The sequence below is a fragment of the Fibrobacter intestinalis genome (assembly GCF_900167415.1).
Lineage (GTDB): Bacteria > Fibrobacterota > Fibrobacteria > Fibrobacterales > Fibrobacteraceae > Hallerella > Hallerella intestinalis.
Window position 1 is genome coordinate 24,345 of the sequence record NZ_FUWU01000008.1, and the last position, 13,883, is coordinate 38,227.

Consider the following 13,883-nt stretch of genomic DNA (forward strand, 5'->3'; position numbering starts at 1 on the left):
GCAAACGCTCCTCCGAACGAATTAAACGCAAAGACAAAATTGTACCGCCAAAATTCACGAAATTTGGGCTTTTTCGCTGTTTTTTTGATAGATTTAGGGTATGCCAACGGAAATTTTGCAACCGACACAAGAACATATTATTCATGTGCTGATGAAAAAGAACCCCGCCCTTGACGAGGGAATGCTTCGGAATGCCGTAGCGTTTATATCCGATGCGCACAAGGGACAATTTCGCAAAAGTGGAATGCCCTACACGGAACATCCCTACGAAGTCGCCAAAATCATAGCCGAAATGAAACTCGACACCTCTTCGGTACTTGCGGGATTATTGCACGATGTCGTCGAAGACACTCCGCACACTCTTGAAGAAATCAAATCCCGATTTGGCGAAGACGCCGCCTTTATGGTAGATGCCGTAACAAAAATTTCCGCCGTGCAAAAGCAGGGAAATAAAATCGAGCAGAAGGCGGAAACCTATCGCAAATTCATCAGCGCGATGGCAAAGGACCCGCGGGTCATCATGATTAAAATTGCGGACCGCCTGCACAATATGCGGACCCTGCAATACATGAAACCCGAGAAGCGCAAAATTATCGCTCAGGAAACCCTCGACATCTACACGCCGCTCACCCACCGTTTTGGACTTTACCAGTTCAAATCCGAATTGGAAGATCTGGCTTTTAAATACCTGAATCCGGTCGAATACAAGCGGGTCGTCGATCACCTTCTTTCTACAAAGGAAGAGCGCGAACGCTATATCAAATCGGTGGTGGGCCCGCTCCAGATCAAAATGGCGTTGGAAGATTTTGACTGCGTTATCCAAGGGCGCACCAAGAACATCTACAGCATCTACGGGAAAACCCTGAGCCGCAACTGCTCGCTGGATGAAATTTTTGACATTTTCTCCATTCGCATTATTGTAGAAACCATTCCCGAATGCTACCAGGCACTCGGTTACGTGCACAATCTCTGGACGCCCCTGCAAGGGCTTTTCAAGGACTACATCGCAACGCCGAAACCGAATCTTTACCAGAGTATTCATACGACGGTCATCGGGCCGGAAAATAAAATGGTCGAAGTGCAAATCCGCACGAAGGACATGGACTTGACCGCTGAAAAGGGCTTTGCGGCGCATTGGGCTTACAAGCTCGAGACGCAGAGAAGCGGTGAAGAGCTCGAATGGATCGACCGTCTTGCCAAATTACAGGCGGAAATTCCGGATTCCGTGGAATATCTGAACTTTTTGCGCGTCGATTTGAAAAACGAAGGCGTTACCGTATTCACTCCGAAAGGCGACTCCATTGAACTTCCTGAAGGGAGTACGATTCTCGACTTTGCCTTTGCCGTTCACACGGAACTCGGTTTGCATTGCGTGGGTGCGCGCATCAACAACGACGTGATTAGTGCGACGAAAGTCGTCCCCAACGGCGCCACCATTCAAATACTCATCAACCATAACCAGAGCCCGAGCCCGGAATGGCTAGAAATCGTCCGCACCGAAAAGGCGAAGCAGGAACTCCGCCGCTGGATGCGCACAAGCATTGCCAAGGAAGCGCAAACCCTCGGCAAGGAGCTGTGGCAACGGGAATTGCGGGTTTTCAAAATCCAGAAGCACGAAGAACAGCCGAAACCCGAAGAAATCTGCGAATTTTTCAAAGTAAAGAATATCGAGGAATTTTATGACAGGCTTGGACTCGGCAATATGGAACTTTCCGAGCTTGCCCGCTTCATTCAAAAAATCCACCCGGAAAAATTCCAGGAAGCCGATCCGGAATCGCCCGTGAAACTTTTCGTGACCAACCAGGCGGATGAATCCCAGCTGCCCGTGGAAGTCGGCAATGAATCGAGCCTTCTTATCCACTTTGCCAGTTGCTGTTCCCCGATTCCCGGAGAGCCGATTGTCGGAGCGCTGATGCCGAAACACGGCATTGAAGTCCACCGTAAAGACTGCACGCGTCTTTTGAACATCCCCGAAACCCGCCGGATTTCCATGGAATGGAACAGCGATTCCAAAAAGGAGTTTTCTGTGCATTTAAAAGTGGACACCGACGACCGCAAGGGCATTACCGCCGAAATTTTGGACGAAATGAACAAGGCGAAGGTTTTTATTGAGCGGATGAGCGTCGTTTCTGCCAAAAAGGCAGGACGGATTCGTCTTGTTTTCCGCATTGCCCGCCGGGACATTTTGGAACGCCTGATGGAATCCCTCCGCAAAATTTCAGGAGTTCGCGAGGTAACACGCCTATGATGACACTCACCCATCCCGTTGAAGACCAGACCGTCCGCAATCGGGCGTTCAACTGCCGAATGCGCAACCGCCGATACGAGGAAGTTTTTTACGCTTTCTGCGCGCTCTCCCCTTTGATGACGCAGACCAATGTGAGCGATCGACGCGAATGGTTTGCCGCCATCGGTGAAAAAATCGCCGTTTGTGAAACGACGCTCGAAGCCTGTCTGGAATATGCGCAGGCTTCCGTCTTTTTTGGCAAGCTTGAAAAAATCGGGCACTACTCCTCGGAAAATCCCCGCGGCATTTTGCAAGAAGAGCTGCTGCTCGTGTATTTTTTGAGCGAACTGCAATCGACAACCCGCTATCTGCTTTCGCGCATTGAAATGGACAAGGAATTGCAGAATATGGATTCTAAAATGGAAGCCAACAAAAACGGTGCCTACGTTTTCGGATTCATTTCCAATATGCATAAAAATCTGAACGCCTTGAACCTCGCGACGGAAAAGGAATTTCGCGATTTGCACTCGCACATTAAAACGCGTTTTGAAATCGGGAACGAACTTTTCGGCGTTTTGCAAGAAGTGCAGCATTTCTATTAATCGAAGGTGATTATGCAGCTTTCCGAATACTTTATCCTCATTTTCTTCCTTTTTCTAGGAATTGTCGTCGCCGGTGGAGCCGTCATTTTCGGCAAGATTCTAGGGCCGAAATCCAAGGAAACCAAAAATAAATTTGCGCCTTATGAATGCGGAATGCAAACCGTCGGGAACGCGCGAATCCAATTCAAAGTCGGCTACTATCTTTTTGCGCTCCTGTTTTTGATTTTCGATATCGAAGCGCTTTTTCTGTTTCCCGTTCTTGTCCACTTCAAGGCGATTGTCGGCGGGGAAACCATCCTTTCGCCTGTCATCGTCGCCATCGACCTCGTCGTATTTTTGGCGATACTCGTCTGCGGACTTGCCTACGCTTGGAATAAAGGAATCCTCAAATGGGAATAATCAATTACTTGCCCAAAATTCTCGACCCGGTTCCCGGCGGAAAAAAAATCGTGGACGCCCTAGACTATGTAGTGAACTGGGCGCACGCCAATTCCCTTTGGCCTTTGACCTACGGCACCAGCTGCTGCGCCATTGAAATGATGTCCGCATCCATGGCCCGCTACGATATCGCCAGGTTCGGCTCCGAAGTTTTCCGCGCTTCCCCACGGCAAGCGGATCTTTTTATTTTGGCCGGAACGATTACAGAAAGAATGGCTCCCGCCATCCAGATGCTCTGGGAGCAAATTCCGGGCCCCAAATACGCTATCGGCATGGGAGCGTGTACCATTTCGGGTGGACCTTTTTATTACAACAATTACTCCGTCGTCCGCGGCGCGGCCAGCATCATTCCCGTTGACGTTTTTATTCCCGGATGTCCGCCCAGACCGGAAGCGCTTTTCCATGGACTTTTAAAGCTCCGGGAAAAAATTCGGCAGGAAACCTACCGTCACCCGTGGCACGAAGGCGACATCGATTCCACGGATCTGGGGAACCGTTTTGCCGAAGCAAAGAAAGCCTGGGAGGCTTTGGAAAAAATCAAGGACGAGGAAATGGCGGAAGCCCGGGCGCATTTCAAAGAGCGGAATCCCGATTACAAATCCGACTATCGTCCGACCCGCATCGTAAAGGAAACCTTTCCGGAAGTTCCCTACCGGGCAAGAAAACAGCAAGGACTTTCGCAAAAAGAACTTTTTGGCATTGCGCAGGAGAAATTCCAAGGCGTTTCGCTTTACGGGCTGGAAGTTTCGGACGAGGCTTTTGCCGCCATGGAATCCGATACGCCGCTGGATATTCTGGTTTCCAGAGAAGACTATTTGACTCTCGCCGAATTTTTGAAAAACGATCCGAGAACGCAGATGGATTATCTGATTGACGTGACCGCCGTCGATTGGAAGGACCACTTCGATTTGATCGCCCAGCTGATGAGTTCAGAAAAAGGCCATAAGATTTTTCTGCGCCTTTCGCTTCCGAAGGACGATTCCATTCCCGAAGAGAAACGGGCGAAGAGTATTTTGGCTTCCGCTCCGTCGCTTTCCAAGCTGTATTTAGGGGCGAACTGGAAAGAACGCGAAGTCTTTGATATGTTCGGCATCGCCTTTGAAGGGCACGACGACCTGCGCCGGATTTTTTTGGACGAAGATTTTCCGGGCTATCCTCTTCGCAAGGATTTTACGCACCCGCACATCATTTCGAGGGAGGGCTAAATGGAAGAACTATTCAACCTTCCCGGATTCAAGGAAGTTTTCAAGGACCCGAACAGCGAAGAATTTATTGTGAACATGGGTCCGCAGCATCCCAGCACGCATGGGGCTTTGCGTTTGCAGCTGCGTCTGGACGGCGAAAACATCATCGAGGTCGTGCCGCATCTGGGCTACATCCATCGGGGACTCGAAAAACAGGCGGAAAGCCAAAATTATCTGCAATACATTCACCTTTCCGACCGGCAGGATTACCTGACCGCAATCCAAAATAATCTGGGAGTCTGTCTGGCTTTGGAAAAGGGGATGCAGATTGGAGTTCCCGAACGGGGCGAGTACATTCGGGTGATGATGGCGGAACTCGGGCGTATTGCGTCGCATCTGGTTTTCTACGGCTGCTTCGGCGGCGATTTGGGCGGCCAGACGCCTCTAATCTACGGCTTTAAAGAACGGGAAATGATCCACGATATTTTCGACGAGCAGACCGGTTCCCGCCTGACGACCAACTTTTTCCGACCGGGCGGTTCCCGCTACGACGTGACGGATACGTTCATTCCCAGAGTCAAGGATTTTCTGGAAAAGCTGAAGCCCGCCATGGAGGATTACGAAAGACTGCTCAGCACGAATCTGGTTGTTCTGGAGCGCACACAGGGAATTGGCGTGCTTTCCAAAAAGGACGCGCTTGCATTCGGATGTTCCGGCCCTGTCGCCCGCGCTTCGGGAGTAAATTACGACGTCCGCAAAAACGACCCTTATGGCATTTACGACACATTCGACTTCCAAGTGCCGATTCGTACCGAAGGTGACTGCTACGCCCGTTACCAGGTGCGCATCGCCGAAATCCACGAGTCGATGAAGATTCTGGAGCAGTGCATTTCCCGCTTTCCCGAAGGGCCGTGGCGCAGTAAGGAAAAGCCCGTTCGACTTCCGGCGGGCAGCTATTATGCGGCGAGCGAAACGGCGAAGGGACTCTATGCGACCTATGTGGTTGCCACTTCCGGAGACAAGCCTTACCGCATCCATACGCGCGGCCCTAGCTTTGCGAATCTTTCCGCTTTAAACACGATGGTCAAAGGGCATAAAGTAGCAGACCTGGTGGCCGTCATGGCGACCCTCGACCCCGTTATTCCCGAAATCGATAGGTAAACGATGACTCCGTCTATTACAAATCCGATTGGCGACTTTGTTCGGGCGAACATTCCCATTCCGGAACTCGCCTACCTGATTAACGCCCTGCTGTGTATCTGCGCAATTTGCACGGTGGCTTTTGGAAGCGCAATGGTGCTGGTTTACATGGAACGCAAGGTATGCGCCCACGTCCAATGCCGTCTGGGTCCCATGCGACTCGGCTTTCACGGCTGCATCCAGACTGTCGCCGATACGATCAAGCTCATTTTCAAAGAGGTCTATGCTCCCGGCGGCGCGGACAAGATTCTTTACTACATGGCTCCGATGGTCATTCTCGTTGCGCCCTTTATGGCTCTCACGATGATTCCTTTTGGCCCGTCCCTGCAAGTCGCCGACATTCCCGTCGCCGTGCCGCTGATCATTGCGGTAAACGGTTTCGGCATTTTGGGAATTCTGCTTGGCGGCTGGTCGTCGAACAACAAATATTCCCTTTTGGGTTCGCTCCGTTCCGGAGCCCAGATGATAAGCTATGAAATTTCATATTCCCTCGTCCTTCTCTTTATTGTGATGCTCGCCGGTTCCGCAAGCCTTCGCGATATTACGCTAAGCCAGCAAGGAACCCTTATCGACTGGTGGATTTTCAAAGCGCCCGTCATCGGGATTATCGCTTTTGTCATGTTCCTCATCAGCTCTTCCGCGGAACTGAACCGCGCGCCTTTTGACATCGTCGAAGCCGAACAGGAATTGACCGGCGGCTACCACACGGAATACAATGGCACCGCTTTTGCCATGTTCTACCTCGCCGAATACATCAACCTGGTGACGACTTCCTCTTTGGCGACTGTCTTTTTCTTTGGCGGGTATCTGCCTCCCTGCATCGGAATCGCCGCTATCGATAGCATTTTGAACATGGTTCCCGGCGTCGTCTGGTTCTTTGCCAAAGTAGTCGTGATGATTTGGATTTACATGATGCTCCGTTGGACATTCGTGCGCCCGCGCGTGGACCAGCTGATGAGTCTGGAATGGAAATTCCTCTTGCCCGTGAATCTGATTCTTCTAATTCTCGGTGCCGTCTTTATCTCTTTCGGATGGATTATCAAATGAACCGCTATTTTAAACGCATTCTCCAGTCCGCCAGTTTTTTCAAAGGACTTTCCGTCACCCTGAAATATTTTTTTCAACCCAAGCGGATTGTGACCGAACAATATCCGGAAAACAGGGACACTCTTCGCATGTATTCCCGTTTCCGTGGACGGTTGGAAATGATTGAGGATGAAAACGGCGAGAACAAGTGCACCGCCTGTGGGATGTGCGAAAGGAATTGCCCGAACGGAAGCATCAGCGTTTTGCCGACGAAGAATATCGCCGGGAAAAAAGTTCTCGGGCGTTATATTTATCGGCTGGACACCTGCACGCAATGCGGACTTTGCGTCGAAAGTTGCCCATTTGGCGCGATTCGCATGAATCAGGAATTTGAACTCGCCGAATTTGACCGCAGCCGTTTTGAAATGAAATTGAACCAGAAGGAGGGGCGAGCATGAGTCTTATTTCCGACGCGCTCTTTTCGGACATCGTTTTTTATGTGGTCGCCGCCGCGATGATTCTTTCGGCAATTATCACGATTACGGCAAAAAACCTGTTGCAGAGCGCCGTGTTTCTGATTGTTTCCTTTATCGGAACGGCGATTCTCTATTTGATACTCCATGCGGAATTTATCGCGATGGCGCAAATTATGGTTTATGCGGGAGGCGTCGTCATCTTTGTGATATTCACCATCCTTTTGACAAGCCATCTGGGAGAGGCGACGCTGAATATCAAACTGCCAAGAAATTTTATCGCCCTCGCTATCGCTGGCGGACTTCTGTTCACCGTGGTTCGTTTTTTGCTAAAAGCGAAAGACATCCAGACCGCTTTGCCGGGTGCCCATAGCGATTACGCTTCCCTTCCGCAGCTCGCCCTGCGCCTGCTCTCCTCGGATCCTTCTGGTTTTTTGATTCCTTTTGAACTCGTGAGCTTTATTTTATTGGTGACACTCATCTGCGCCATTACCATTGCGCGCAAACTCAAGGGGGAAGAATGACCCTCGAAAACTGCCTGATACTTTCCTTTATTCTTTTCGCTATCGGCATCTGCGGCGTACTTCGCCAACGGCACATGGTCGGCATGCTGATTTCGATTGAAATCATGCTCAATGCGGCGAATATGAATTTCATTTCTTTTGCGTATTTCAGGGCCGCGGATGCCACCGCCGGAGCCGTGTTCAGCATTTTTGTCATCGCGCTCACCGCCTGCGAAATGGCGATTGCTTTGGCGATCGTCGTCAGCATGTACCGTCGCCATCACAGTTTGGACGTCAACCAATTGAGGGATCTCCATGAATGAATTTCTGATTTCCCATAGTTACTGGATTCTTCTTTTTCCGTTGATCGGGTTTCTGGTGAACGGCTTGATTCTTGCCAAAAATCACCGCAAGGCGGCAGGAACTCTTTCCGTCGTCCTTTCGGGGTTTTCAATGCTCTATGCGATCGCCTTGGTCGTCGCCTATTTCGCCGGAAACGCACCGCAGGCGATTGTCGCTTGGAAATTTCCCTTTCTCGCATTTTCTAAAACCCTGATTGCCGAAGCCGCCTTTTTGCTGGATCCGCTTTCGGCCATGATGGTTTTTGTCGTGACCGTCATCGCTTTCTTTGTGAACATTTACAGCCTGGGCTATATGCGCGAGGATCGGGCGGAAGGGCGATTCTTTGCGCTGCTTTCCTTTTTCACGTTTTCCATGCTCGGCCTTGTGGTTGCGACGGGGCTTTTTCAGATGTATTTCTTTTGGGAACTGGTCGGCATCGCAAGCTATTTGCTCATCGGTTTTTGGTATGAACGTCCCCGTGCCGTGGCCGCGTCAAAGCAAGCGTTTATTGTGACCCGCTTTGCGGACAGCTTTTTTCTGCTAGGCATTGTCATTGTAACTTATGTCGTCAAATCGTTCCATTTCGGCGTGCTGAATATCGTCCAGCCCGAAATGATGACGGGAACTATTTCCCTTGGATTCTGGGATGTTTCCGCCCGGGACGCCCTTCTCTTCGGTTCCGTTCTGATTTTTATCGGCGGCTGGGGAAAGAGCGCCATGTTCCCCTTGCACATCTGGCTTCCGAACGCCATGGAAGGTCCGACACCTGTTTCCTCCATCATCCATTCCGCAACGATGGTTGTCGCCGGTGTTTATCTGGTCGCGAGGATGTTCCCGTTTTTTGCCTCTTGCGAAGGCACACTGGAAATTGTCGGCACCGTCGGAGCGTTCACGGCGATTTTTGCAGCGGTTATCGCATGCACGCAAAAAGATATCAAGCGGATTCTCGCCTACTCGACCCTTTCGCAACTCGGCTATATGATGTTCGGGCTTGGAGTTTCGGCAACCGCAGCGGCGAGCTTCCACGTTTTCAACCACGCCTTTTTCAAGTGCATGCTCTTCCTGGTCGCCGGCTCCCTGATCCACCAAGTGGAAACGAACGATTTGGACAAAATGGGCGGACTCCGCAAAAAAATGCCGTTCACTTATATCGCCGCCCTCATCGCGTGCCTTTCCATTTCGGGCATTCCGCCGTTTTCGGGATTCTTCTCCAAAGATGAAATCCTTTCGGGCGCAATCGCCTCCGGCCATCCGTTTATTTTTGCGGTCGGCTTTGTCACCAGCGCGCTGACGGCTTTCTACATGTTCCGCTTTTTCTTCCTCGCTTTCCACGGGAAGCCTCGCGCCGACCTTTCCCACGCGAAGGAGGATTTCGCAATGACCTTGCCTATCGTGTGTCTTGCCGTTCCATCGTTTTTCAGCGGATTCCTTTGCCGCGGGTTCTTTGAAAAATTCTTCGACAGTTCCGCTGCGCACCTACCGGAAACCGCCTCCTCTTTGACTCCCTACGTTCCTTATCTGGCAACCGGAGCCGGCATTTTGGGAATCGCCGTGGCATGGGTCCTTTACGCCAGCCCGAAAACGAATATCTCCCGTGCGCTGGATTCCACAAACCGGTCCGCGCTTTACAAAACCGTCTATCACAAGTTCTACTTCGACGAAGGCTATTACGCATTCACCCGCCAGTTTATTTTCCGGGGAGTCGCCGCCTGCGCACGAGCTTTTGAAGATTACGTCATCGGCGGGATTCTCAAGCTGGTCACGTCCGTAGTCCACTTTGCCGGAACGCTTGTCCGCGAAATGCAGACGGGCTACCTTTCCATCTACATCGGCACGCTTATCGTCGGCGTCATCCTGTGGCGTTACCTCGGCGGACTTCCCATCTAAAGGTTTAGTATGATTAGCACAGTCCTTTTCAATTCCATCTGGATTCTGCCGCTCGTTGCGGTTCTTGTATGCGCACCGATTTCCCGAAAGCATACCGCCCTAATCAAACGGATTCATCTGCTATTCGCCGGAATCTCGCTGGCCATCGCCTCGTGGCTCGTTTTTCACACGTACTCGCTGACCATGCCGCTCGGCATTCCCGAAGGCAACAAGCCCTTTCTCCAATTTCTGACGGATTTTGAATGGCTCCCGGCGATTCACGCCCATTACACGATGGCAACCGACGCTCTCGGCATTCTCCTCGTCTTTTTGACGGCCGTCATCGTCTTCACGGGAATGCTCGCCAGCTGGAAAGTGGACAAGCAGCAGAAGGAATTTTTCGCGCTGATGCAGCTTTTGGGCACCGCGGTTTACGGCGTATTCATGAGCTTCGACCTGGTCCTCTTCTTTGTGTTCTACGAAATGGAAGCCCTTTGCATGTATCTGATGATTGCGGGCTGGGGAACGGGCAACAAGGATTACGGAGGCAAAAAACTCACGCTGACGCTGGCGCTCGGTTCCGCCATGGTGCTTTCAACCCTGTTCGGCATTTTTATCGAAAGCGGAGCAACAACTTGGAACATCGTCGAACTCGCCGACGTGAAGCTTCCGATGAATTTCCAGATGTGGGCGTTCCCGATGCTCTTCATGGGGTTTGCCGTTTCGGGTTCTCTTTTTCCGTTCCATTTCTGGTCGCCGGACGGTCACGCTTCCGCTCCGACGGCCGTTTCCATGCTCGCCGCTGGCGTGATGATGAAAATGGGTCCCTTCGCTTGCCTTCGGATCGCCATCTATTTGATGCCGGAAGCCGCCCGAATTTACCTGCCCTACATCGCCGTGCTCGTCATCTTCAATGTCGCGGTGGCCTGCTTTATCGCCATGCGCCACAAGGACCTCAAATACATCACGGCATACAGCTCCATTTCTCACCTGGGTCTTATCTTTTTGGGACTCGTGGCTGCGACCCCTTTGGCATTCCGGGGAGCCGCATTGCAAATGCTTTCCCACGGATTTCTGACGGGACTTTTCTTTGCGAGCATCGGCATGATTTACGGTCGCACCCACACCCGCAACATCGATGAAATGGGCGGACTCATGCGCATCATGCCATTCCTCGGCGTAGCCTTCACCATCGCCGGATTTGCGGGACTCGGACTTCCCGGGCTTTCGGGCTTCGTCGCCGAAACATCCATTTTTATCGGCAGCTTCCAAAGCCCCGTTCCGCATATTCGAGTCATCACCATTCTGGGAATCCTTTCGATTACGGCTACAGCGGTCTATATTCTGCAAACCGCCAACCGGATGCTTTCCGGACCCGTCCGCTTCGAACAATTCAAAAAACTTCCCGATGCGGATTGGACCGAAAAAGTCGCTCTGATCATCATCACACTCTGCCTTTTGGGAATCGGACTCTTCCCCGGCTGGATTTCGGAATTTCTCGACACGGCCATCGCTCCCATCTACGCCAACCTGATGAGGTAAAATCATGACAACTTTTATTTTACCCGATATTCTGCTTTTGCTTTTTCCTTTTGCCGTCGTCACGCTGCATTTGCTCCTTCCGAAAAAACGCCAGCTGCCGTTCGTCTTTTCCGTTCTGTTTTTCGGTGGCGTTTTCATTTTGCTCAACTCGCTTCTGGTCGGGGGAACGCAGACTTTCCTTTCCAACTGGAAAATCGACAGCTTTGGCATTCTCATGCGGGAAGTCCTTGTGATGGGCACGCTGCTCGCCCTGCTTTTTGCCAAAGACTACTTTGACCACCCTGCCGACGGAAAGCCCCAACTGCACCAGTTTCCGGAATTTTCCGCCGCCATCGCCGCCGCCACCTTTGGAGGGTTCATCGTCGTATCCGCAGACGAACTGCTCTCTCTCTTTTTGGGACTCGAACTCGCCACGCTCCCGATGTATGCGCTCACCGCGTGGAACAAGGCCGATCCGCAAGGCTCCGAAGCCGGCACCAAATACATTTTGATGGGAAGCGTCGCCACGGCATTTGAATTGTTCGGACTCAGTTACCTGTATGGATTTTCGGGCAGCATGCGCTTTGACGGCATCGCCCAGGCCGTCGCCGAAAGCCCGATGGATCCCCTGCTCTGGATTTCCGCCCTCTTCCTTTTTTGCGGAATCGGATTCAAGCTCACCCTCTTCCCCTTTCACACCTGGGCTCCCGACGTCTATGAAGGCGCGCCCACTCCCGTCACCGCCGCTTTGGCTGTCACCAGCAAGACCATCGCCATCGCTTTCGTCGCCGTCCTCGTTTACGGTCCTCTCTCCGCCATTCACGACGCATTGATTCCCTTCCTTTCCGTCCTCGCCGGAGTTACGATTCTCGCCGGCGGGCTGGGTGCGCTCAAGCAATCTCGCCTACGCCGCTTCATGGCCTACAGTTCCATCTCGCAGGCCGGATACATTCTCGTCGCCTTGATCGGTCCCGAAACCACAGCGAAAACGGCGCTTGTCTTTTACCTTTTCCTCTACGCGCTTTCCAATTATCTGGCGTTTTTCGTTTTCGGCATCATCGGGCAAAAGCGTCCGGAAAGCTTCCACTCCCTCGCCGGCCTTTCCAAGGAATGCCCGAGTCTGGCCGTCGCCACGGCCATCGCCGCGTTCAGCCTCGCTGGAATCCCGCCACTCGCCGGATTCGTCGGCAAATTCTTCCTCTTTGAAAGTGCCGCCCACTCCCACGCCTACTTCATCATCGCCTTCGCCTGCATCAACAACGTGATAGCGCTTTACTACTACCTGCAACTGGTGAAAAGCGCCTGGGTGGACTCGCCGGACGAAAACCTCGCCCCGATAGCCATCAACCGGCGGCAAAAGATCTGCGTCGTCCTTCTCACGGCCAGCGTCCTCCTCGTCGGCGTCCTTCCTTTCCTCAGCACGAATATCCAAAGCGTTCTCGGAAGCTGAACGGAAAAATCCGACTCCGGTTCCGGCTTTTTAGAATCAAAGCCAAAAGGAAATCAAAAGGAACTTTTTGAAAAGTCGGGCGTGCCCCGGCGGCAAAAGGCAAAATGAAAATTTTCACGCCGCCGGGTCGGCGAGCTGCGGGCTACCCGTTGGTCGGTGCTATGCACTGGCGCATCCGCGCCACCCTCCGCATGCCTCACGCAAAAATGCAAAGGCGCCATCGCGCCAAACCTATTCCTGCTTTTCCGTAGAAATCGGAGGAAAAGGCATTTCCAAATCCACGCTAATCGGGCAATGATCCGAACCGAGCACTTCGGTGTAAATTTGCGCATCGCTCACATTTTGCGAAAGCCCCGCATCCACAAAAGCGTAGTCGATTCGCCAACCGACATTCCGCGCCCTAGAGTTCGCCCGATTCGACCACCAGGTGTAAGTGTCCCGCGCATCCGGGTGCAGAGTACGGAAAGTATCTTCAAATCCGGCGGCAATGTATTTGTCTATCCAGGCGCGCTCCACCGGCAAAAAACCGCTCACGTTTTCATTTTCGGCGGGACGCGCGATATCCATCTCCGTGTGGCAGGTGTTGTAATCGCCCAAAGTCACCACGTGGCGTCCCCGCTTTATCCAGCTCAGACAATTATCCAGAAACGCATCGTAGAAACGGAGCTTGTAATCCACCCGGTCTTCGCCCTGACCGCCATTGGGAAAATAGATGGAGTTCAAGACCCAATCCGGGAACACCAGTTGAACCACGCGACCTTCTTCGTCGAACTCATCAATCCCGAATCCATACTCCACGGAGTCCGGTTCTATCTGGCTTAAAATCGCCGTTCCGCTGTAACCCTTTTTCTTTTGACAGGAATTCCAGTAGCAGAAATAGCCTTCCGGAGCGACGATGCTTTCCGGGACCTGTTCTTTTTCGGCCCGGATTTCCTGCAAGCAGAGAAGTTCCGGTCGGGTTTGGTTGAACCAATCGGCGAATCCTTTTTTCTCTGCGGAACGGATGCCGTTTACATTCCAACTATAAATGCGCATGGCGCAAAAGATAGAT

13 protein-coding genes and 1 pseudogene are annotated in these 13,883 nt (G+C 52.1%); 13 read left to right on the top strand and 1 reads right to left on the bottom strand.

What is annotated here, in order from left to right:
* The first annotated feature begins 100 nt into the window (after positions 1-100).
* The 13 genes and pseudogenes from B5D40_RS03470 (at position 101) to B5D40_RS03525 (ending at position 12,832) form a co-directional block, all read left to right on the top strand.
* On the top strand, positions 101-2,248 hold the full coding sequence (locus B5D40_RS03470; protein ID WP_078775786.1) for a RelA/SpoT family protein: 2,148 nt from the start codon (positions 101-103) through the stop codon (positions 2,246-2,248).
* A complete protein-coding gene (locus B5D40_RS03475) occupies positions 2,245-2,829 on the top strand; it encodes a hypothetical protein (protein WP_073303303.1) in 585 nt (194 codons plus the stop codon). The genes B5D40_RS03470 and B5D40_RS03475 overlap by 4 nt, the downstream gene beginning before the upstream one ends.
* A gap of 12 nt (positions 2,830-2,841) precedes the next feature.
* Positions 2,842-3,228: an NADH-quinone oxidoreductase subunit A gene (locus tag B5D40_RS03480; protein WP_073303305.1), complete on the top strand. Its 387-nt coding sequence runs from the start codon at positions 2,842-2,844 to the stop codon at positions 3,226-3,228.
* A pseudogene (locus tag B5D40_RS16440) lies at positions 3,219-3,698 on the top strand (NADH-quinone oxidoreductase subunit B); the annotation flags it as partial. The gene B5D40_RS03480 and the pseudogene B5D40_RS16440, both read left to right, overlap by 10 nt.
* Positions 3,699-4,034: 336 nt before the next feature.
* The gene (locus B5D40_RS16445) at positions 4,035-4,472 is read left to right on the top strand and encodes an NADH-quinone oxidoreductase subunit C (RefSeq protein WP_369832898.1); all 438 of its coding nucleotides are present in this window, start codon (positions 4,035-4,037) and stop codon (positions 4,470-4,472) included.
* Positions 4,473-5,612 carry an NADH-quinone oxidoreductase subunit D gene (locus B5D40_RS03490; RefSeq protein ID WP_073303309.1) on the top strand — a complete coding sequence of 380 codons (1,140 nt, stop codon included), beginning with the start codon at positions 4,473-4,475 and terminating at the stop codon, positions 5,610-5,612.
* Positions 5,613-5,615: 3 nt separating this feature from the next.
* Positions 5,616-6,698, top strand: a complete 1,083-nt coding sequence (nuoH, locus tag B5D40_RS03495) for an NADH-quinone oxidoreductase subunit NuoH (RefSeq protein ID WP_078775787.1) — start codon at positions 5,616-5,618, stop codon at positions 6,696-6,698.
* Positions 6,695-7,135, top strand: coding sequence for a NuoI/complex I 23 kDa subunit family protein (locus B5D40_RS03500; RefSeq protein ID WP_181949968.1), 441 nt, complete (start codon positions 6,695-6,697; stop codon positions 7,133-7,135). The genes nuoH and B5D40_RS03500 overlap by 4 nt, the downstream gene beginning before the upstream one ends.
* Entirely contained in the window at positions 7,132-7,674 is a 543-nt protein-coding gene (locus B5D40_RS03505; protein WP_078775788.1) for an NADH-quinone oxidoreductase subunit J family protein, read from the top strand. Before B5D40_RS03500 ends, B5D40_RS03505 begins: the two co-directional genes overlap by 4 nt.
* Positions 7,671-7,976, top strand: coding sequence for an NADH-quinone oxidoreductase subunit NuoK (nuoK, locus tag B5D40_RS03510; protein WP_078775789.1), 306 nt, complete (start codon positions 7,671-7,673; stop codon positions 7,974-7,976). Before B5D40_RS03505 ends, nuoK begins: the two co-directional genes overlap by 4 nt.
* Positions 7,969-9,882 (top strand): NADH-quinone oxidoreductase subunit L, encoded by a 1,914-nt coding sequence (nuoL, locus tag B5D40_RS03515; RefSeq protein ID WP_078775790.1) that lies wholly within the window; start codon positions 7,969-7,971, stop codon positions 9,880-9,882. Before nuoK ends, nuoL begins: the two co-directional genes overlap by 8 nt.
* A 9-nt stretch (positions 9,883-9,891) precedes the next feature.
* Entirely contained in the window at positions 9,892-11,403 is a 1,512-nt protein-coding gene (locus B5D40_RS03520) for a complex I subunit 4 family protein (protein WP_233134211.1), read from the top strand.
* A gap of 4 nt (positions 11,404-11,407) precedes the next feature.
* Positions 11,408-12,832, top strand: coding sequence for an NADH-quinone oxidoreductase subunit N (locus tag B5D40_RS03525; RefSeq protein WP_078775791.1), 1,425 nt, complete (start codon positions 11,408-11,410; stop codon positions 12,830-12,832).
* Positions 12,833-13,063: 231 nt separating this feature from the next.
* Here the strand turns inward: B5D40_RS03525 and B5D40_RS03530 are convergent, their stop codons facing one another.
* Positions 13,064-13,867, bottom strand: a complete 804-nt coding sequence (locus B5D40_RS03530; RefSeq protein WP_073303321.1) for an exodeoxyribonuclease III — start codon at positions 13,865-13,867, stop codon at positions 13,064-13,066.
* Positions 13,868-13,883 lie beyond the last annotated feature (16 nt).